Source organism: Pseudomonas sp. NMI760_13, assembly GCF_021283245.1.
GTDB lineage: Bacteria > Pseudomonadota > Gammaproteobacteria > Pseudomonadales > Pseudomonadaceae > Aquipseudomonas > Aquipseudomonas peradeniyensis.
On record NZ_JAJSRC010000010.1, the window covers coordinates 38,334 to 59,116 of the forward strand.

The 20,783-nt window shown below is 62.9% G+C and carries 16 protein-coding genes and 2 pseudogenes; 5 read left to right on the forward strand and 13 right to left on the reverse strand.

Translation table 11 applies throughout. From position 1 onward, the window contains the following. Positions 1 to 22: 22 nt before the first annotated feature. The 3 genes and pseudogenes from LU671_RS29715 to LU671_RS12950 all read right to left on the reverse strand — a co-directional run bounded on the left by LU671_RS29715 (position 23) and on the right by LU671_RS12950 (position 2,941). Positions 23 to 766, reverse strand: coding sequence for a methyl-accepting chemotaxis protein (locus LU671_RS29715; RefSeq protein WP_442964126.1), 744 nt, complete (start codon positions 764 to 766; stop codon positions 23 to 25). A gap of 114 nt (positions 767 to 880) precedes the next feature. Next, positions 881 to 1,912 (reverse strand): annotated as a pseudogene (locus tag LU671_RS29720) (HAMP domain-containing protein); the annotation flags it as partial. Positions 1,913 to 2,062: 150 nt separating this feature from the next. Continuing rightward, positions 2,063 to 2,941 (reverse strand): LysR family transcriptional regulator, encoded by an 879-nt coding sequence (locus tag LU671_RS12950; protein WP_203647396.1) that lies wholly within the window; start codon positions 2,939 to 2,941, stop codon positions 2,063 to 2,065. A 100-nt stretch (positions 2,942 to 3,041) separates the two neighbouring features. On the opposite strand from LU671_RS12950, the gene LU671_RS12955 reads away from it, so the two are divergent. Beyond that, positions 3,042 to 3,470: a PACE efflux transporter gene (locus LU671_RS12955; protein WP_232855858.1), complete on the forward strand. Its 429-nt coding sequence runs from the start codon at positions 3,042 to 3,044 to the stop codon at positions 3,468 to 3,470. Between the two features lie 125 nt (positions 3,471 to 3,595). On the opposite strand, the gene LU671_RS12960 is transcribed toward LU671_RS12955, so the two are convergent. Continuing rightward, a complete protein-coding gene (locus tag LU671_RS12960; protein ID WP_232855919.1) occupies positions 3,596 to 4,573 on the reverse strand; it encodes a hypothetical protein in 978 nt (325 codons plus the stop codon). A gap of 190 nt (positions 4,574 to 4,763) precedes the next feature. Next, on the reverse strand, positions 4,764 to 5,207 hold the full coding sequence (locus LU671_RS12965; protein ID WP_203647394.1) for a GNAT family N-acetyltransferase: 444 nt from the start codon (positions 5,205 to 5,207) through the stop codon (positions 4,764 to 4,766). A 99-nt stretch (positions 5,208 to 5,306) separates the two neighbouring features. On the opposite strand from LU671_RS12965, the gene LU671_RS12970 reads away from it, so the two are divergent. Further along, complete coding sequence (locus LU671_RS12970; RefSeq protein WP_232855859.1) at positions 5,307 to 5,891, forward strand: isochorismatase family protein; 585 nt, start codon at positions 5,307 to 5,309, stop codon at positions 5,889 to 5,891. Between the two features lie 6 nt (positions 5,892 to 5,897). Here the strand turns inward: LU671_RS12970 and LU671_RS12975 are convergent, their stop codons facing one another. The 6 genes from LU671_RS12975 to LU671_RS13000 all read right to left on the reverse strand — a co-directional run bounded on the left by LU671_RS12975 (position 5,898) and on the right by LU671_RS13000 (position 11,857). Then, complete coding sequence (locus tag LU671_RS12975; RefSeq protein ID WP_203647392.1) at positions 5,898 to 6,755, reverse strand: lectin MOA-related protein; 858 nt, start codon at positions 6,753 to 6,755, stop codon at positions 5,898 to 5,900. A 507-nt stretch (positions 6,756 to 7,262) separates the two neighbouring features. Continuing rightward, positions 7,263 to 8,291, reverse strand: coding sequence for a lectin MOA-related protein (locus tag LU671_RS12980; RefSeq protein ID WP_203647391.1), 1,029 nt, complete (start codon positions 8,289 to 8,291; stop codon positions 7,263 to 7,265). Positions 8,292 to 8,550: 259 nt separating this feature from the next. Then, positions 8,551 to 9,231 carry a GntR family transcriptional regulator gene (locus tag LU671_RS12985; RefSeq protein WP_232855860.1) on the reverse strand — a complete coding sequence of 227 codons (681 nt, stop codon included), beginning with the start codon at positions 9,229 to 9,231 and terminating at the stop codon, positions 8,551 to 8,553. A gap of 19 nt (positions 9,232 to 9,250) precedes the next feature. Then, positions 9,251 to 9,952 carry a FadR/GntR family transcriptional regulator gene (locus LU671_RS12990; RefSeq protein WP_203647390.1) on the reverse strand — a complete coding sequence of 234 codons (702 nt, stop codon included), beginning with the start codon at positions 9,950 to 9,952 and terminating at the stop codon, positions 9,251 to 9,253. Positions 9,953 to 10,022: 70 nt separating this feature from the next. Beyond that, positions 10,023 to 11,333 (reverse strand): C4-dicarboxylate transporter DctA, encoded by a 1,311-nt coding sequence (locus tag LU671_RS12995; protein ID WP_110738147.1) that lies wholly within the window; start codon positions 11,331 to 11,333, stop codon positions 10,023 to 10,025. Positions 11,334 to 11,542: 209 nt separating this feature from the next. Beyond that, positions 11,543 to 11,857 (reverse strand): helix-turn-helix domain-containing protein, encoded by a 315-nt coding sequence (locus tag LU671_RS13000; protein ID WP_203647389.1) that lies wholly within the window; start codon positions 11,855 to 11,857, stop codon positions 11,543 to 11,545. Positions 11,858 to 12,100: 243 nt separating this feature from the next. Here LU671_RS13000 and LU671_RS29725 point away from each other — a divergent pair. From LU671_RS29725 to LU671_RS13010, 3 genes and pseudogenes are all read left to right on the forward strand, one after another. Continuing rightward, positions 12,101 to 12,415 (forward strand): annotated as a pseudogene (locus LU671_RS29725) (PAS domain-containing protein); the annotation flags it as partial. Between the two features lie 174 nt (positions 12,416 to 12,589). Beyond that, entirely contained in the window at positions 12,590 to 13,699 is a 1,110-nt protein-coding gene (locus LU671_RS13005; RefSeq protein WP_442964127.1) for a methyl-accepting chemotaxis protein, read from the forward strand. A 12-nt stretch (positions 13,700 to 13,711) separates the two neighbouring features. Next, entirely contained in the window at positions 13,712 to 15,394 is a 1,683-nt protein-coding gene (locus tag LU671_RS13010; protein WP_232855862.1) for a putative bifunctional diguanylate cyclase/phosphodiesterase, read from the forward strand. Between the two features lie 85 nt (positions 15,395 to 15,479). On the opposite strand, the gene rdrB is transcribed toward LU671_RS13010, so the two are convergent. Together rdrB and rdrA are read right to left on the reverse strand one after the other, a co-directional pair. Next, positions 15,480 to 18,161: an antiviral RADAR system adenosine deaminase RdrB gene (gene rdrB / locus LU671_RS13015; RefSeq protein WP_232855863.1), complete on the reverse strand. Its 2,682-nt coding sequence runs from the start codon at positions 18,159 to 18,161 to the stop codon at positions 15,480 to 15,482. Between the two features lies 1 nt (position 18,162). Continuing rightward, positions 18,163 to 20,757, reverse strand: coding sequence for an antiviral RADAR system adenosine triphosphatase RdrA (gene rdrA / locus LU671_RS13020; RefSeq protein ID WP_232855864.1), 2,595 nt, complete (start codon positions 20,755 to 20,757; stop codon positions 18,163 to 18,165). Between the last annotated feature and the right edge of the window lie 26 nt (positions 20,758 to 20,783).

The following is a 20,783-nucleotide window of genomic DNA, read 5'->3' on the forward strand; positions in this document are numbered from 1 at the left end:
GCATGCGGGAGCGGGCGGCAGGTCAGATGCGGAAGCTGCCGACCAGTTGCTTCAGGCGCCCGGCCTGCTGGCTCAGGGCGTCGCAGTGGCGCAGGGTTTCGTTGAGGTTCTCCACCCCTTGCTGGTTCAGCGCGTTGATCTGGGTGATATCCAGATTCAGGCTCTCGACCACGGCGGTCTGCTCTTCGGTGGCAGTGGCCACCGACTGGTTCATGCCGTCGATCTCGCCGATGCGCTGGGTGACGCTGGCCAGGCGCTCGCCGGCCTCGTTGGCCACCACCTGCACGGTCTCTTCGCTGGAGACCTGGCTGGTGTTCATGGTGTGCACCGCCTCGCGCGAGCCAACTTGCAGGCTGGTGATCATGCGGTGGATCTCTTCGGCCGACTCCTGGGTGCGGTGGGCCAGGTTGCGCACTTCGTCGGCGACCACGGCGAAGCCACGGCCGGCTTCACCGGCACGGGCGGCCTCGATGGCGGCGTTGAGCGCCAGCAGGTTGGTCTGCTGGGAGATGCCCTTGATCACGTCGAGGATCTTGCCGATCTCGTCGGTGCTGGCGTTGAGGGTCTCGATCTGCTCGCAGGACTCGCTGATGCGCTCGGACAGGGCGGTCATGGCGCTGATGGCCTCTTCGACCACCTGGCGGCCACCGTTGGCCTGCTCGCTGGCGCCGCTGGCATGCTGCGAGGCATCGGCGGCGTTGCGGGCGATCTCCTGGGTGGCGGCGCCCAGCTCGTTGATGGCGGCGGCGACGCTGTTGGTGCGCATGCTCTGCTCTTCGGAGCCGGAGAGCGAGGCGTTGGAGGCGCCAACGACTTTTTCCGACAGGTCATGCACCAGGCGGGTGGCCGACGACACTTCGCTGATCGAGGCATGGATACGCTCGACGAAGCGGTTGAACGAGGTGGCCAGCTCGCCGAACTCGTCCTTCTGCTGCACGGCCAGGCGGCGGGTCAGGTCGCCTTCGCCTTCGGCGATGTCCTGCATGGCGCGGCCCATGGTGGTCAGCGGGCTCATCAGCACCGGGATCAGCAGGCCCAGCAGGCCGGCGATGACGGCCACGGCGATGAGCATGGCGATGATGGCCGAAGTGCGGAACTGGCTCAGCGGGGCGTAGGCCTTTTCTTTGTCGATCGACAGGCCGATGTACCACTGCGCCGACGGCAGGCCGTCGACCGGGGCGAAGGAGATGATGCGCTCCTTGCCATCGAGGCTCACTTCCTGGATGCCGGTTTCCACGCGCAGCGGCGAGCCCGGGTAGATGTCCTTGAGGTTCTTCATCACCCGGTCCTTGTCCGGGCTGACGATCACCTGGCCATTGCGGTCGACCAGGAAGGCGTGGCCGATGCCGCCGAAGTCGACGGCGTTGATGATGTCGACCAGGGTGTTCAGGCTCAGGTCACCGCCGACCACGCCGATCAGCTCGCCGCTACCCTTGGCCTTGACCGGCATGGCGATGGTCACCACCAGGCCACCTACCGCCGCCATGTAGGGCGGGGTCAGCATGGTCTGGTTGGCGGCCACGGCCTGGGTGTACCAGGGGCGCTGACGCGGGTCGTAGCCATCGGGCATCTTGGCGTCGGGGCGCTGGGTGAACAGGCCGGTGTTCTGGCCGAAGTAGGTGAACTGGAAGTTGCTGGTGTACGACGGTTGGTCGACCAGGCCCGGCACGTTGCTGCCGGCACCCTGCTGGGCGATGTCCTGGGCCAGGTTCTCCAGCACCAGGATGCGTCCGCTCATCCAGTTCTGCACGCTGCTGGCGGTCTGCGCGCCGGCCTGGCGCACCGAGGACTCGATGTTCTGGCGGATGGTGTTGCGTTGCAGGTAGTCGTTGTAGAGGGTGAACAGCGCAAAGGCCAGTACAACGACGGCGCAGGCACTGAGCAGGATCTTGTGGCGGAATTTCAGGTTCATGTTTCGAGACCTTGAGCCAGTGAAAGGAGGGCGCCGCGTGCTTGTGGCACGAATGGCGGAGCCTGTTGCAACGCTATCGGCCGAATCTGAAAAATGTTGAAAGACTAAATGTCGCAGTGCTTGGCGCAATTGCCCTAACAGAGTGACAAATCATTTCGAAGCCAACAGGCTCACCAGCGCCCTGGCCGCCTGGCCGAGGGGTTGCTGCTTCAGCCAGAAGGCATTGACCGGCAGTTGCAGTTCGTTGCGGGTGTTGTGGAATTCCAGGCGCACCAGGCGCCCGGCGTCGATCAGCGGCGCGACCCGCGACAGTGGCAGGTCGCCCCAGCCCAGGCCCGCCTCGACCATCTGCACGGCAAGATCCAGGCTGTCGGTGCGCCAGTGCGAGGTGCCGATCAGCGAGCGCGGGTCGGACAGCGGCAGGTCGCGGCTGCGCACCAGGATCTGGCGCAGGTTGACCAGGTCTTCAAGGTGGCGGATACGCCCTTCGCGCAGGGCAGGATGCTGCGGCGACAGCGTGGCCACCAGCGACTCCATGGCGATGTGCTGGAAGCTGCGCCGTGGGTCCACCTGCAACCCGGCGAAGGCCAGGCACAGGCCGGCGCGACCGCTGTCGAGCAATTGCAGGGCCTCCTCCTGGGGCGCGGCGAGCAGTTCGATGTCCAGCAGCGGATGGCGCTCGCCAAGGCGGGTAATGGCGTTGAGCAACGGGCGCTGGTCGATATCCGGGACCACGGCGATGGCCAGGCTGCTCTCCAGCCCGCGCGACAGTTCCAGTGCGTGCACTTCCAGCAGCCCGAGCTGTTCGGCGATCAGCCGGGCATGGGGTTCCAGGGCCTGGGCCTGGGCGGTCGGGCGCGCCTCGCGCGAGCCGCGCTCGAACAACGGGTAGCCGAGCTCCGCCTCGAGGTTGCCGATGGCCATGCTCACCGCCGAGGGTACCCGCCCGAGGGCCCGCGCGGCGGCGGAAAACGAGCCGCGGTCGAGCACGGCGAGAAACAGCAGGATGGTGTCGCTGGAAAAGTTCATGGCAGTCTCCTTTCAGTAAATCTGAAGGCTGCCGACTTTTTCTGTCAAGTTTATTGATTCATTCTGCGCGTCTTCGTCATCCCCGCAGCAAGGTAACTTTGTGCAAGGAATCAAACGCAAACTGGTCTACGTGACCTTCTATGAACTGATCGGCCTGTGCATGTCGACCCTGGGCCTGGCCTACCTGTCCGACACCCAGGCCTCGCACACCGGCCCCCTGGCGGTGATGATCACCACCATCGCCATGGTCTGGAACCTCATCTACAACACCTTGTTCGAGCGTTGGGAGAGCCGCCAGGCCAAGCGCGGCCGCAGCCTGGGCCGTCGGGTGGCGCATGCAATCGGCTTCCAGCTGACCCTGGTGGTGTACCTGATCCCGCTGATCGCCTGGTGGCTGGACATGACCCTGCTGGAGGCGTTGCTGGTGGACCTGGCGTTCATCATCCTGGTGCCGTGCTACACGTTCGTCTACAACTGGGCGTTCGACCGGATCTTCGGCTTGCCGACCTCGGCAATGGCGCCGGCCTGAGCCTTCTGTAGGAGCGGCCTTGTGCCGCGAAAGGGCTGCACAGCAGCCCCGGCGATCTATGTATAAATGCTGAAATCCAGGGGCTGCTCCGCAGCCCTTTCGCGGCACAAGGCCGCTCCTACAGATCACGGCGCTCGATAGCCCAGCAAACTGTCCTCCACCTGCCCCGACAAGTAATACACCCCAGCCATGGCCCCGCTCTGGCGGTTCTCCATCAGCTCTTGCCATTCCTGGTTCAGCGCCACATTGAGGATCACCCGTAGTTGCTCGACCATCTGCGGCTGCTCGCGGTCATGGGTGATGATGCCGTAGCCGGTTGCCGCCACCGAGATCAGCGCTCCTGCCGCCTTGCCCACTGCCGCCGCGATCGCGCTGGCGGCGCCACGCGGGGCCAGGGTGGCGCCGAGTTTCTCGCTGGCCTGGGTAGCCACTGACGATAGCCCGGCATCGGTCTGCCCGGGGGCCTTGGCGGCCTGCTGGTGCAGGTGCTGGCGCAGGGATTGCCAGGCCGGTTGCTGGTCCAGCGACTTGGCCCGCAGCAACTGGTAGAGCGAGGCGTTGCGTGCATCCGGCGGCCCCAGGGCGATGATCGGGATGTGGTTCAGGCGCTGGCTGAACTGCTCGGGCGGCGCGTTGTAGCGTTGGATGATCGCCGGCAGCTGTTGGCCGAGCAGTTGCAGGTACAGCTCGCTTGCGCGGTCGCGGATGCCCTCGGGGTTGATCTGCTCGGCCACCGGGTCGATCACGCGTTCGCGGTACTGCTCCTGCAGGTACAGGCCCAGGCGCTTTTCCGGCGGCTCGTTGCCATTGCCGCTGTTCATCGTGTACCAGGCCACCTTGAGCGTGAGCCATTGCTGGGTCCAGTAGCCGGTGAACCAGGGGATGAAATCGTTCTCGGTGCGTTGCTGCACCTGCTCCTTCCACACGCGCATGGAACGCCGTGCGTAGTCGTTGGCAGAGCCTGCGGCGGCGACCGAGGCTTCGATGATGTCCTGGTCGATGCGTTGCCAGACGGCGGGGGGCAGGTTCTGCGGTGGCGGCGGGGCCGGGGGGCGTTTGCCGGCGCAACCGGCGAGGGCCAGCAGGAGGCAGAGCGCAAACATCGCAAGGATTGATTTCACGCGGATTGCCCCCTTGGCGAGAGGCTGGGTGGTTATCCGAAGTATAGGTTTGTCTTGCGGGCCTCATCGCGGGGCAAGCCCGCTCCTACAGGTACTGCACAATACCTGTAGGAGCGGGCTCGTCCCGCGATGGGCCGCAGAGCGGCCCCCTTTGCAGGCTTGATAAACATGTTCACCCCTCCAGCTTCAAGTGCAGTAACGGATACGGATCGCCCTGGCCATCCACCTCCGAGCGGCCCACCTGGATAAACCCCTGCTTCAGGTAGAACCCCACCGCTTGTGGGTTCTGTTCATTGACGTCCACCTCACGCACGCCCAGTTCCTCGACCACGCCGGCCAGCAGCGCCTTGCCGATGCCCTGGCCACGGCAGGCGGGGTCGATGAAGAGCATTTCCAGCTTGCCGTCATGCACCCCGGCAAACCCTTGGATATGGCCTTCACTGTCCCGCCAGGCGCGCAGTTCGACAAACCCCAGGTACTGCTCGCGCACCAGCGGGCGCAGACGCTCGATATAGCCATCGGGAAGAAAGTCATGGGTCGCCCGTACCGAGGCCTCCCACAGATCGGCCAGCCGATCGAAATGTTCCGCGCCCACTGGCGCGATAGCGTGCTTCATATTGGCCTCCAAGACCCTGTGATGAATCGGCGGTCATGGTACGGCGCTCCCTGGGGCTGCGCTATGCTCGGCCTTTCATCTCTCGCACTGGAGCGTCGCATGCCCGCTGAACCGATCCCCCAGGCCGAGGCCCTGTTGCTGGTGGACGTGCAATGCGCGTTCATGGAAGGGCCCGACGCCGTTCCCGCTCATCTCGCCCTGCAGACGAGCATCGCCCGCTTGCTGGCACGTGCGCGGCAGGCCGGCGTGCCGGTGATCTTCCTGCAGAACGACGGCGCCCCCGATACCCCGGACGCCCCGCACACGGCCGGCTGGCAATTGTATTTCCCGGCGGCCCGTGGCGAGCACGTGCTGTTCAAGACCGAGGACGATGGCTTTGTCGAGACCGGGTTGCAGGCCTTGCTGGATGAGCTGGGAGTCCAGTGCCTGGCCTTGTGCGGCCTGCTCTCGGAAATGTGCCTGGCCGCCACCGCCCGCGCCGCGCTGCAACGGGGCTTCGAGGTGTTGCTGGCGCACGACGCCCACGCCACCTACGACGTGCCGCCCGGCCCAGGCGGCTCGCCGGGTGTGCCCGCCGCCCTGGCGGCGCGGGTGGCGGAATGGTCGTTGGGGGACGAAGTGTCGATCCTGCCTGGCGTCGACTCGGTGGCGTTCAGCTCGGTCGATGCAGCAGGTGAAAAGTGACAGGTCTCAGATCAGTACCTGGTACGGCGCATAGGGCCAGTCTTGCGCCAGCATGATTTCGCCGGTTTGCGGCTCCAGGGTCTTGAGATGGCCATCCAGGTCCAGGAACAGGTTCACCGCGTGCGCCTCGTTGCCGCATGCGCCAGCGATCCAGCCCACGGCGTAGGGGTAGGTTGCATTGCCGTGGTAGGCGTCGAGCGAGGCCTGGCCCTTGTAGACAAAGGCAAAGTCGTCGCAGTCGAAGCTTTCGCTGCGCCAGCGGCAGCGGCCAAGGCCCGCGTCCTGCCAGATCTGCCTGGCGTGGTGTGACGAGATGGCCTGGTAGGCACTGTCGGCTTCACAAAGTGCGTCGGCGGCAACGCTCGGCCAGGTCGTCTTGATGAGGTCGAACAGGCGTTGGCCGGTGATATGGTAACGATGCAGGGTGAAGCGCGTGGGTTCCTTTGCGGGGCTTGCCAGGTACAGCCAGTCCCAGGTGCTGCTGCCGGCCTTGAAGGCTTTGCGCTCGCCGTCGATTTCGACCTGCAGGGTGAATTGCTGGGCGTTGTTGCCGTTGCTTACGGGGCACAGGTTGATCCGCGGGTAACCTGGCCAGCCTTGGCCGGAGGCGAACAACCAAGGGTCCCTGCCGATGGGGCCATTGGCGTAAAGGCTCCAGGGGCGATCGTTCGCCGAGACGTCCAGCGTGGCAAGGCGCCCACCGCCTGCGGCCGATACGGCGATGTAGAGCACATCCGAGTTGTAGGTGTCGAAATCGCCCAGGTAGGCCCAGCCCCAGGATCCTTGCTGCTGGGCACACAGGACCCGCCCAAGTTCGTCGAACAGTACATACGACTCGTCACTGGCCAGTGTGTCCAGCGACATTGCCGCGCTGAGTTCGCCACCCGCCGGGCTTGGTCTTGGCGCGGGCGCGGCCTCTGGCGGGGTCGTGGGAACGCTATCGAGCGAATGGCTGGCTGATGTTGGAATGGTTGCAGTAGTGTTCATGGCACCTTCGGCAGGACAAGCCCGACGGGATGCCGGGATGCCCGGGAGTCTCGCGCGGATCCCGCCGCTTGATCATACGGCACGGTTTCCCTTGGGCCTGTCCAGTTCCAGCCTGTCCTCCAGGCGATCCAGGTGCGCGAATACAATGCGCACCGTTGCGGATCGGCGTGAGCTCGGCTGTTCCAGGCCGACGTGGGCATGACCCCGGCGGCCTGGATGGAGCTGGCGCGTTGAATGCCGCGAGTGGATGTCTGGAGGAGTCGCCCAAGCAGGTGGCGGCGTGGTGCGGATTCGCCAATGCCGAAACCGCGCCGGGCCTTCGAGATGCATTTCGGGTGACCCTACCGAGTGCTGCAAGCGTCATACGCCGCCGGTGCGCCCCGGTCAGATCAGGATTCTGGTCGGTGCGAAAGCCCAACTGGCCGCAGCTGCGATTTCGCCGGTCTGTGGGTCGAGTGTATTGAGCCTGCCATTCAGGTCCATGAACAGGTTCGCTGTGTACCTGTGTGCGGCATTGGCACCGGTAACCCAGCCTATCGCGTAGGGATGGGGAAGATTGCCATGATAGGCGTCCAGCGAGGCCTGAGCCTTGTAGATGAAGGCGAAATCGTCGCTATCGAAGCTCCCTTCACGCCATTGGTAGCGGCCAAGCTTCGAATCATTCCAGATCTGTTCGGCGTGGTGCGCAGAAATGCCCAGATAAGGCCTGTCAGTCTCATGGATCAAGTCAGTACTCACGCCAGGCCAGGTTTCAGCGATCAGGTCCGCCAGCCCTCGCCCCGGCACATAATAGCGGTGTAGGGTAAAGCGTGTGGCGTGGTCTGGCCTGGCGACGCGCAGGTAATTCCACGCGCCTCCCTCGGCGGCCAGGGCGCGATGTTCTGCTCCGATATTGAACGCCAGGGTGAACTGGTTCGAATCATGCCGCAGGTTGGCAAAGTGCAATTCGAGCATGGGGTAGCCAGGCCAGCGTTGGGCGGAGGCGAAAATCCAGTCGTTGTGATTGACATGGAAGTTCCAGTGTTTGTTTTTGCTCGTGGTCTTCAGGACAGTCTGGTTGCCGATGCGTGAAGTCGAGACGGAAAAGTACAGCACATCCGAATGGTAGGCGTTGAAGTCACCCAGAAAAGCCCAGTCCCACCCACCTTGTTGTTGGGCGCACAGGACGCGCCCCCGTTCGTCCATCAGTACATAGGACGCATCACTGGCCAATGCATCGAGAGGCAGGGGTGGGCTCAGTAAACCCCTGCCTGGCGCGGGTGCAGGAACGGGGTGGGCGTGCTGATCCTGTGGGTCGGCCATGGCGGTTGCCTCCCAACGGGCAAATGAAGCGCCCAGATCGTCGACAGGGCTGCGCAGCGGCAAAGCAAGGTTGTTGTGGCTCTGATGGGCGATCCTGTCAAGTGGGTTCATGGTTGTTTTGTGAGGGCTGTGCACCGTGTTCGAGCTGGCAAGTGCCTCCCGCGACAAGGGGGCTTGCGGTGAGTCTATGCCTGGGGTCGATACGGGAGAGGGAGGGGCGTCATGATCTGGCAAATCGATCATGTCAGGGTCGTGGAATGGGGTATTGGTCATAAAACCTTCTGATGGCAGCCCTGACGGGATGTCAGGGATGGCATCGAGTTTCCTGAAACTCACCCGGTAGCATCAGCCGGTAAGGTTTCCGCTCAGATCAGTCCAACTCCAGTTTGGCTTGCAAGCGATCCAGATGTTCTTGCATAAGCGCCAGCGCGGCCTGGCCGTCGCCGCTTTCCACCGCATCGATGATCGCCGCGTGCTCCTGCCACGCACAGTGCTCGCAGCATGGTGACTCGTAACGGGCGATGATCAGCGAGGTCATCGGCACCAGGCCGTTGAGGAAGCGCGCCAGCGGTGCGTTGGCGGCCATCTGCGCCAGCTTCATGTGGAACTCGCCGCCCAGGCGGATCGCCGTGCAGCGTTCGCCGCGCTCATGGTGCTGGCGCTCGCGCTCGACCAGTTGGCGCAGTTGGCGGATCTGCGCCGGTCGGGCGCGCTGGGTGGCCAGGCCGATCAGCGTGGTTTCGGCCAGGCGCCGGGCGCTGAGCACCTGGCGCGCCTGCTCGGGGTCGGGCGCGGCCAGGTGCGCGGTATGGCTGGGGCGCTGCACCACCACCTGCTGGTCGGACAGGCGCCCGAGCACCCGGCGGATCACCGTGCGGCTGACGCCGAAGGCATTGCCCAGCGCCTGCTCGGGCAGGGCGCTGCCGGGGGGCAGGCGCTGTTCGAGGATGGCGTCGAACAGCCGGGGGTAGATCTGTTCCGCCGACAGGCGGGTCTCGCCGGCACCGAGCAGGGTAGGCAGGCGGGGGGCGGCTTGGGCGCAGGCGGTCATGGTCGCTCTCCTTCTTTATTCAGGTGCCTGGTTGGTCGTCCGGGATGTTCAGGGCGATGCCCATGCGCTGGCCCTCGGCAAGGATGTGCTGGCGCATCTGCTGGCTGGCCTTGGCGCTGTTGCGCTCGCGGATCGCGCGCACCACCGCTTCGTTCTCGCTCAGGCGCGCAGCCAGGTGCTCGGGCGAGTTGCGCAGCATGGCGGCGCTCTGCTTGAGGGCATTGCCGGTCTGCTGCACCACGCTCTGGAAGATCGGGTTGGTGGTCAGGGCGAACAGCGCCTCATGGAAGGCGATGTAGGCGTTGATGCCGGCCTCGCTGTCACCGGCATCGAGGGCTTCGCGCATGTCCATCAGGGTCAGGCGCAGCTGGCCGATGTCCTGGCTGCCGGCCGATTGCGCCACCAGCCCGGCGATGAAGGGTTCGAGGGTGTAGCGCAGCTCGAGCACATCGGCCAGGCTGGCCTCGGCGACGGTGTCCGCTTCCTGTGACTGGGCGGCGTCGGCATCCAGCACCAGCACGCCCTTGCCGGGCATCGAGCGCACCAGGCCCAGGGTTTCCAGGACGATCACCGCCTCGCGCAGGCTCGGTCGGCTGATCCCCAGTTGTTCGGCCAGCTCGCGCTGGCCGGGCAGCATGTCGCCGCTGCGCCACTGACCGCGGGCCAGGGCCTGGCGGAGTTTCTCCACCACTGAATTGACTACGGTCGAAGAGCTGATCACGGTTCGCTCCTTGGTTGACGCGGCATCTTTGCGCTTGGCCGGCCGGCGCTGGGCGCCGGCGGCCTTGGGCTTAGAATTCCTGTTGATGAGGTTGGCCCTGCTTGCGGGTGATCGGGGCAAAGCCAGGCTTGTTGGCCAGCACGTTGTGGGCGCGTTCCAGGTCGATGTCCTTTTCCCAGCGGGCAATGGCCACGGTGGCGACGCAGTTGCCGATCAGGTTGGTCAGCGCCCGGCCGATGCCCATGAACCAGTCCACGGCCAGTACCAGCACCAGGCCTACTACCGGGATCGCCGGTACCGCGGTGAGGGTGGCGGCGAGAATCACCAGGGCCGAGCCTGGGATGCCGTGGGCACCCTTGGAAGTCACCAGCGACACCAGAAGAATGGTCAGCAGGTCGGTCATCGCCAGTGGCGTGCCGGTGGCGTTGGCGATGAACACGATGGCCAGGGTCAGGTAGATGGAGAAGCCATCGAGGTTGAACGAGTAGCCGGTGGGGATCACCAGGCCGACGGTGGAACTGCCGATGCCCAGGTGCTCGAGCTTGCGCATCACCTGGGGCAGCACGGCGTCGGAGGAGGCGGTGCCGAGGACGATGGACAGCTCCTCGCGCAGGTACTTGATGAGCGGCAGCAGCCTCAGGCCCGACAGGCGCATCACCGTGCCGAGGATGATCAGCACGAAGCCGGCGCAGGTCAGGTAGAACAGCGCCACCAGGCCACCCAGGTGCTGCAGCGAGCTCAGGCCGTACTTGCTGGTGGTGAAGGCGATGGCGCCGAACACGCCGATCGGCGCCAGGCGCACGATCATGCCCATGATGCGGAAGATCACGTGGCTGAGTTCGTTGATCAGCCGCGAAATGCCCGAGGCCGACTCACCCACCAGGTTCAGCGCGCTGCCGAACAGCACCGAGAACAGCAGTACCTGGAGGATGTTGTTGTCGGCGAAGGCGCCCACCACCGAGGTGGGGATCAGGTCCATGAGGAAGGTGGTGGTGCCGTGGATGTGCGCACCGCGCTCGGCCAGGGCGCCGGCGTCGGCACTGGACAGCTGGTCGAGGTGGATGTTGGCGCCGCTGCCGATGCCGGTGGAGAAGGCGAACACCAGGCCGATCACCAGGGCCAGGGTGGTCAGCACTTCGAAGTAGATCACCGATTTCAGGCCGATGCGCCCGACCTTCTTCAGGTCGCCGGCGCCGGAAATGCCGCTGACCACCACGCAGAACACGATCAGGCCGATGAGCATCTTGATCAGCTTGATGAAGCCGTCGCCCAGGGGTTTGAGTTGCAGGGACAGGTCGGGGAAGCTCAGGCCGCAGACAATGCCGAGGGCAAGGCCGAGCACAACCTGGAGGAAGATCGAACGCGAACACCATTTGAGCATGGGAGGAGTCTCTGGTCGGTGTCCTTGCCCCCCAAGCCACACGGAGCGAAAGAGCGCAGGACTTAATTATTGTGGTCTTACCGGTTTGTTCACTGCCGAGCCATAAAACGCCGATTTTTTTTACTTTGCAAGTGATTTCGGCCTTACCGGTCTGACCAGTTGTGGTGCAGTGACGGTGCTTCTGCTCTAGCGTGGTGCGCGGGGGGATTTCACGGCTTGGCCAGCACCTGATCGACGGCGGCGATCAGCTTGCCGAGGTCCTTGGGAGGGGCGTTGTGGATCACGCCGAAAAGGTAGGCGCGTTGTTCGTCTTCATCGTCAGGGTCGCTGAAGAACACTTTCGGCTTGATCCCCAGTGCCTCGGCGAAGCTCACCAGCGATTCGATGCTGGGGGTGTAGGTGCCGGTTTCGAAACGGCTGATGGTCTTGGGGTCGAAGCCGGTTCGCTCGCCCAGTTGCGCCTGAGTGAAGCCCGCCAGTTTGCGGTAGCGGCGCAGGGCTGGACCTAGACCTGTTCTCGTCATCGCTCAATTCCAATTTAGAATCAAGCACTTAACGATATATGTCGATATGGCGCAACGCCATGATTCGTCACCTTTATTTGCAAAATGTGATGGAATTCGTAGAATTCGCCGCTTTGATTGATCAGTCATTCAAGTAGTCGTCCAGGGCGATCCGGCCATTTGCCGGCCCGTGTGCAAGCGTTGTCGGACATTGGAACTGATCCAGGATGAACGGTTCCGGCGCCCCTGGCCTCCTGTCAGGCCATGCGTCGGGCCGTGTATGAATGGAGTCTCATCGTGCGTCTGAACCTGCCGGTCAATCCGGTCGAGCAAAGCTTTCCCGAGCACCAGCGGCTGATTTCGGCGACCGACACGGCCAGCCTGATCACCTACTGCAACGCCGAGTTCGCCGCCATCAGCGGCTACAGCCAGGACGAGCTGATCGGCAGCCCGCACAACCTGGTGCGCCACCCGGACATGCCCGAGGCGGTGTTCGAGCTGATGTGGCAGTACCTCAAGGCCGGCCGCAGCTGGATGGGCATCGTCAAGAACCGCTGCCGCAACGGCAACTTCTATTGGGTCAACGCCTACGTCACGCCGATGCTCGACAACGGCCAGGTGGTCGGCTACGAGTCGGTGCGCGTGCGCCCGACCCGCGAGCAGGTGGCCCGCGCCGAAGCCCTGTACGCCCGGCTGCGTGACGGCAAGGCGGCGCTGTCGCCGACCCGGCGCCTGGCCCTGCTGGGGCGGGCCATGGCGCTGCCGCTGCTGGCGGGGGCCGTGGCCATTGGCGCCAACCAGATCTTGCCTGAACTGCCCGCCCAGGGCCTGACCCTGGCGCTGTTCGCCGGTGTCGGCCTGTGGGCGCAAAGCCGTATGGGGCGCCACTTGCGGCGCATCGTTCAGGTTGCCGACAACACCTTCAGCGACCCGGTCGCGGCCTTGACCTACAGCGACCTGCCCGGTGCCGCCGGGCAGCTGGAGCTGATCCTGATCAGCGAGGAGGCGCGCCTGAAGACCGCGCTCACCCGCCTGAGCGACCTCGCCGCGCAGATGGCCGGCGCCGCCCAGGATGCCGGGCGGCTGTCGCGCAGCACCGAGTCGGCACTGCTCGAACAGCGTGCCGAAACCGACCTGACCGCCACCGCCATGACCGAGATGGCCGCCTCCATCGGCGAGGTCGCCGGCCACGTGCAACTGACTGCCGAGCAGGCGCACACCGCGCACCTGCTGGCCGGGCAGGGCAGCCAGGTGGCCGACGCCAGCGGCGCGGCGATCCAGAGCCTGGCCGGCACGGTCGGGCAGATCAACCAGGCGGTCAACGAGCTGGCCGGTCAGACCGGTGCCATTGCCGAGGCAGCCGGAATGATCCGCGCCATCGCCGAGCAGACCAACCTGCTGGCGCTCAACGCCGCCATCGAAGCGGCCCGCGCCGGCGAGCAGGGACGCGGCTTCGCGGTGGTCGCCGACGAGGTGCGCGCCCTGGCCGACAAGACCCGCCAGTCGACCCTGCATATCCAGTCGATCATCGACAGCCTGCGCGGCGGTGCCGAGCAGGCGGTGAGCATCGCCAGCCAGGGCCTGGAAGGCGCGCAGCAGGGCGTGACCCAGGTCGCCCTGACCCGGGAGGCCCTGCAGGGCATCCAGCACGCGGTGCAGCGCATCAGCGACATGAGCCAGCAGATGGCCGCAGCCTCGCAGGAGCAGTCCAGCGTGGCCGAGGATGTCTCGCGGCAGATCAACGGCGTGGCCGGCACGGTGCAGCAGAGCGCCCGCCGCGCCAATGCCGCCGCCGTGCGCGGCGCGGAACTGGAGCAAGTGTGCGCCGGGCTGCGCGCCCTGGTGGAGCGCTTCAACCGCTAGGTTGCGAGGCTTATGGACGACAACTACCGCGCGGCCGTCGATGCGGCCGCGATCTTTTCCGAGACCGACCTGCGCGGTTGCATCACCTACGTCAACCAGCAGTTCTGCAGCATCTCCGGCTACAGCCGCGAGGAACTGCTGGGGGCCAACCACCGCATCCTCAATTCCGGGTTGCACGAACCGACCTTCTTCCTCGAGATGTGGCGCGCCCTGGCTGCTGGCCGGGTGTGGAAGGGCGAGATCTGCAACCGCGCCAAGGACGGCTCGTTGTACTGGGTGGACAGCACCATGGTGCCGCTGATCGACCCGCACACCGGCCAGGTGCGCAAGTACGTGTCGATCCGCTTCGACGTGACCGAGAAGCGCCAGTTGCTGCACACCCTGCAGTGGCGGGTGGGGCATGACGTTTTGACCGGCCTGCCGAATCGCGCCTACCTGTCCGACCTGCTCAACCAGGCCTTGGCGTTCTCCCGCCGGGAGAGTATTCCGTTGGCGGTGTGCATGCTCGACCTGGATGGCTTCAAGGCGGTCAACGACGGCTACGGCCATGCCACCGGCGACCTGCTGCTGGTGGAGGTCGCCCGGCGTCTGCAGCACATCCTGCGCGGTGGCGATGCGGTGGCGCGCCTGTCGGGCGACGAGTTCGTGCTGATCCTGCGCCATATCGAAGGCCCGCAGCAGTTGCATGCCGCGTTGCAGCGCATTCTCCAGGCGCTGGCCGCGCCCTATGTGGTGCGCGAGCAGTCGTTGAGCCTGAGCGCGAGCATCGGCGTGACGCTGTTCCCGCAGGATGACGAGGACGCCGACACCCTGGTGCGCCATGCCGACCAGGCCATGTACGTGGCCAAGCAGCGCGGGCGCAACCGCTACCACCTGTTCGACGTGTCCCAGGAGCTTGAGCTCAAGGCCACCCACCAGACCGTGGCGCGGGTGCGCCAGGCCCTGCGCCAGGGCGAACTGTGCCTGCACTACCAGCCCAAGGTGAACATGCGCAGCGGTCAGGTGATCGGTTTCGAAGCCTTGTTGCGCTGGATGCATCCGTCCAAGGGGCCGGTGCCGCCGGGGGAGTTTTTGCCCTTCGTGGAGCAGACCGACCTGATCGTCGAGCTGGGCGAGTGGGTCATCGACCAGGCTCTGACCCAGTTGCAGCAGTGGCAGCTGTCCGGGCGAGACTGGTCACTGAGCGTCAACATCGCCGCCCGCCAGCTGCAGCGCGGCGACTTCGCCCAGCGCCTTGAGCGCCTGCTGGCGCGTCATCCCGGGGTGTCGCCCGGGCATCTGGATCTGGAGATCGTCGAATCGGTGGCGATCGACAATCTGCCGCGGGTCGGCCGTTGCCTGGATGCCTGCCGAGCCCTGGGCGTGCGTTTTTCGCTGGACGACTTCGGTACCGGCTATTCCTCGTTGAGCTACCTCAAGCGCCTGCCGGCGCAGACCATCAAGATCGACAAGTCCTTTGTGCGCGACATCCTTCATGACCATGACGACCTGACTCTCACTGGCGCGGTGATCGGCCTGGCGCGGGCGTTCGGACGCGAAGTGATCGCCGAGGGCGTGGAGACTGTCGAGCACGGACGGCTGCTGATGGAGCTGGGCTGCGAACTGGCCCAGGGTTACGGCATCGCCCGGCCGATGCCGGTGGAGGCGGTGGCGCAATGGGTAGCGGACTACCGGCAACCGCAGGCGTGGCGCTGAGGGCCTGCTGTCGGTACAGCTTGTGGCAGCGGCGCACCGCCGCTCCCACGCTGGTGATGCTTGCGTCTTTGGTCCCGGCGCGATGTCAGCGGTCCCTGAACACCGGCCGATGGTTGCGCTGGAACTGATCGTTGGCATAGATCCGCAGTCGCTCCAGCCATTCCTCGGTTCGGGTCCTGGAAATGCCCATCGCCTTGGCCGCTTCCTGAAGCAGCGCATACTCGGTGCGCAAGGTCGTCGGAATCACCCCAGGATCGTCGGTATTGATCGTGACCCGGATGGGCCCGCGTCGCAGTCCGAAGCGATTGTGTACCGCGCCGCGCTCCAGCGTGCTCTCGTCCGGAGGGTTCCAGCGGAAGATCGGGTGATCGGCGTGCTTGCCGATCCGCGCGATGTACACATTCGAACTGGGATTGGTCTCGAAGATGATCCCGCGCTGGTCGCAGGTTTCGATCAGGTGGTCCTGCAACGCCTCCATGAACTCCAGCTCTTCCGGGGTTTCGTAGTCCAGCAGCAGGCCTTGCTCGCCTGGCATCGGCGGGGTCTCGACCAGGGCGTGGCGCTGGATGCGCACATGCACCATGCGGGGCTTGTACTCGGCATGGCTGAGCAGGGTGGAACGACGCCAGTACAGCAGCGCCGCCCCCGGGTCGTCATGCTGGCCATTGAGCTTGAGGAAGTTGACCGTGCCGAGGATCTCCCGGTCGGGCAGGGCGGCGCGCATCTTGTCGTCGAGGGGTTCGTCGAGCCGGTACTGCTCGAGCATGTGGAAGCAGTTGCGGCGCAAGCGCCAGGCTTCATGCAGGGTGTGCGGGTTGATGTAGCGCCGCGACTCTTCGGGCTGGGATTGCGCCTGGCCTTTGCCGAGCTTCTGCCGAGGGTAGAACGCATTGAGGTAATGAGGGCTGGTCCAGGCGACATGGGGCACGAACTGGGCGATACGGCGTTCCAGCCGCGGCAGGATCTGATTCGCCAGCGGGACGCAGGTTGCCAGTTGCGTGGCGTGGTGCCAGAGCCACACCAGGTTGTCCAGGTGCTCGTCCACCGGCAGCAGCATGTCGCCCTGGTTCTGGCACCACTGCAGCGGCGACACGCCGACCGCCAGCGCATGGCCGATGCGGTCACCGTGGCGCATCTCGCAAAAGTGCACGGTCTCGTCGATATGGCGCATGCCCGACAGAGGGTGGGCATAGTCCTCGCCGGTGTGAATGCTCAGGTGCAGCCCGCCCTGGAAGCCATCGCCGTGGCCGGCCGGCTGCAGGCCGGCACGCAGCCAGCGCAGCATAGGAGCGTAGAGCTCGTTGCGGGTCGTGTTCTCGTCGCCGGCGACGTCCAGCCCGCGCACCCAGGCGCTCGGCTCGAAACGGAAGTGCTCGCTGACCTTGCCATGCAGAAACTCAGGGGACGACCAACCGGAATGTTCTCTGAGCTTTCGGTGCAGTTTCTCGCCGTCGGCCCAGATCTTGCCGCGTTTGTGCAGGTGCTCCACCCGGCGCAGGAAGTGGATGCACAGGTGCCAGCGTTCCATGCGTGAGCGGAAGTGTTTGGCTTGGTGCAGGGTGACCGGCTTGAGCGGTGTGATTGGCTGTTGGCCATGGTGCTGTTCAAGGGCGCTGACCCAACTGGCCATGTGCTCGCTGGTGAAGATGCTTTCGGTGATCTTCAGTTCGGCGCAATCCTCGGGGTTCTGGAACAGTTGGCGGGCGCATGCGCGGCCGTACGTCAGCAGCTGTTTCTGGGGGTTGTGCCTGGAGGCTTTGCTGAACCCGCCATAAATCGTCGTAAAGCGCGTCAACCCCTGGCCGTCCATCAACAGCTTGCGCCGTTCGGCCATCAGCGCCAGAACCAGGTAGAAGATGCCCATGCGAAGCACGGGAGGCGCTTCGGCATCCTGGTACTGAGTCCACAGCCAGATCAGTAGCCACAGCCAGGCTTTGCTCAAGTCACCCGCAGTGATGGCCTGGGCCAGCTGCAGTTTCATCCAGCTGGGGTGGCGGCGGTCATCGGTGTGCGGCTGCAGGGTGCTGAAGCCCGGCCAGCTGAGGATCAGCGGCCCGTCTGTCAGGTGCGCCTTGCCCAGGGTGCGCTGGTACAGCTTGAGAATCTTGCCTGGGTTTGCATCCAGGCGCCCCGGCCATTCGCCGAGTAGCCCGTGGCAGAGGCGATGCAGCGGTGCGAAGGCTTCCATGCCTGGCTGGTGGGTGATCTGGTTCATCAGAATGATGCCGTCGAAATGCGCACCACCCAGGTGTACGTGCCCTTCGGAAAAGGGTTTGTTGGCAATCGACGGTGGGCTGAACAGCGGTTGCTGGGCCTGCACGATGCGCTGGGCGTCGGCTGCCGACAGGTGCGGGTTCTGCCTGAAGCGTTGCGCCAGGTGCCAGGCGACGATTAGCGTCGGATCGACCATGGCGCACAGGTGGGCGTAGTCCGTCAGGTACTCGGGGCGGTAGTGGACATGGTCGCCGTTGCACAGGAAGAACGTCCGGAACAGGGTGTCCAGAGCGTCCAGCCGTGGTATGCGGAACAGTTCGTTCGGGCACAGTTGTTCTGCGGCGAGTTTCAGGTCATTGAGACGGAAACGGCCGTAATGATGTCTGTCCAAGTCCTCCCGCAGGCAGCGTTGGTAGCTCTCGACGAAGCGCCCAGCATCGCAGAGGCGCTGGGGCAGGTCTCGCGAGAGCAAGTCGGCCTTGAGGTGTTCGGCCAGTTCGCTGCTGGAGAGAAAGTTACCAGTGGTGAGTTCGAGGAGAGAAATTAGAAACATTTCAGCTTTCCGAAGTTCCGGCCTTTTTGGCGAGGGCGTCAAAGTACTGGTTGCTTCGGATAGTGTAAATGCTGAAGCCTAACTGAATGCACTTGTTCTCAATTTCCTCAATGTCAGTGGAGGATGGGTGTGCATTTTTTAGCGTATCCTCTATTTTTCCGGAGATGTTAAAATGTTTTTTGATGGTGGTGGCGATCAGGCGAGGGTTCGGGCTGCCGTCGATGTCCTGATCTTCGTTGTTTTCTGGATTGATCTGGTGGCCTTTGATGAGGAGCTCAATTAAATCAAATAATGGGTGGTGCGCCAGCGCGAATGTGTATGAGCGAGTCTCTTGGCCAAAAGAGCGTTTGTCGGCGGCTCGCAGTAGGGGTTGTATGTTTTGTTTGTAAGCAAGATTCTGCTCGAAATTATCGTTTGCGCCTACATTGAAGCTTGTGAGTACAAGAGGCATTCCGAAAATTTCCCCCTTTTCTACCCTGGCAAAAGCATTCCATAAGGTTCTGAATGCACTCCTAGCTGTAAGTAAAATGCTTGCGATGTTTGGGTTGCCGTGATTCTGGTTAGCCCTCAGGGGAGGGTTGAAGGTAAGGGTTTTTGCGAAGTAGTTATTCATTACATTGAACGTTAGCCAGCTCGATAGGAATTGTTGGTCGATATGGTAATCGCGCCGCCAAGCGTTGATTTTTTCACTGAAGCCAGATAGTCCGTAGCTAGATTCTTGGTCAAATTCGTCAAAGGTGCCTTCTACGTAGTTTTCGTGGTTGCCAAGTGTGCCAGGAAGTGAGTGAAAAGGTACGCGATTGAGAAGGTTTAGAATATCTTTTGGAGATATGTCTCTCACAAGGCTGGAAATTACCAGTTCAAAAATTCTGCCGCTGAAGATGGTTTCGGTTTGTCGGCTCTCGCTGAAGTAACTGCGGTATTGCATTAGGTGAATGATAAACTGTGAAGCCTTGTCTGGCTGTTCGAAACTGCCGGAGGCGCGACCAATTTCCGGCAGTGCGTAGGGGACTGGCTCCTCGCTGATAAGTTTTAGCCATTCCTCGGGGGCGCGCCCTTTCCAATCATCGGGCAATGGTGACGTAGATTTGCCTGGGAAGGTGGCGATGCTCTCCTTACTTAGTTTCAAAGGCTCGAATAAACGAGTAGCAAATAATTCGGAGAGATGACGGTTTGGGTTTTTACCAATTTCGATGAAATGCAGGTCTGCCTCTAACGCCAGGCAGGTCGCGGCATGCGCATGCTTATGGTGCATGTAGTTAAGCAGGATTTTCTTCGATTCGATAATCCGTTCATTCCAGTTGTCGGGTTTGTTATTTGTTTTACTGTCAGCTTCAGTGAAGAATTTATTGTAAGCATGATCCCTGGCTGTTTCCCGCTGGGATCTTCCTCTCAGACTCTGCGCGTGCTGGTACTCTCGTGGGAAATCTTCCAAGGCGGAGAGAACGCCAGTGGGCATGAAAATTAATCGGTGCAGGCACCAGTCGCTATTAAGTGACACCCCTGCCGAATCCAAGGCCTTGCTTAAAGCAGGGATTTCTTTTCTGAATGCAAAGACCAGCTGTGCGAGCTCTCGTACTGTCTCAACTTCGTAATTTAGTCTTCGCCCAGGCAAGTTATTCAGCCTGTCATTGAGGAGCGCGTCCAGCCAGCGTGAAAATACAGGGAGTGGGAAATAGACGTCTTCGTGTTTGGCTAGGAAGATTCTCGGATTTTCCAAGTAGCTTGAGGCGGTTGGCATCTCCATTCGCAGGTGCAGGGGCATGATCTTTCTTTGGTAGTCTGTTGCGAGGTCGTTCGCGGTCTTTCGAGTCTCCCGGTCACCCGATTTACTATCTTTAGTAAGTTTTGAGTAAAAATTCCTCCAGGTTACCTCGTGGTAGAGTCCGAGATCACCGCTGATGATCGGCTGTACATAGGGAGAGGTTAGGTAGCGGCGAACGACTTCAAGATTGTCAAATGCGCGGTTGAGCGAAGTGTCGACGTCGTCAATAGGAAGAACCAAAAGCTTCTTGTCGATGAGGTCAAGGGCTTTCTTGAAAAGGTCGTGAACTTGCTGGTTGAGGTCATGGCTGCCCATAAAGGCGCGCAGCTTGTCGAGTCCGTATTTGTTGCGCTGCGATTGCAGTGCCTCCAACGTACTGCCGAGTAATTGCAGTTGGTGATGGAACTCTTCTGACTTCGGTGTCGCCTTGCTTAGAGCTGCTGCTACTGCCTTGTCTCGAATGATCGCGGCAACGATGACATTTAGGAATAAGTCGTCACTGTCTTCCAGTAGGGTGGGGTCTACAGGTTTAAGGACATGGATCTCGTTTGCCAGCCTGTCGTTTTTATGATCGTCCAGATATAGGCTAAGGTTGACCAACACTGAACTTTTACCGGTGCCTCGCTTGCCGTCGATCAGAATTGCGCTGTGAGAACGATGTTGGTCGAGATCATCGTTTTTAGGTAAGTTATCGAGGCTTTCTTCCAGTAGCTTTGCCAGCGAATCATAGATATCCCGCGCCAGCAACGTACTGTGCTCCCGCTGCGCCGCCTGTTCCTTCTGCTCGATGGGAAAACGAATACGCGAATCGTTGGATTGCTTGCTGGCCACGGCTGTACATCCCTGGAAATGTGGAA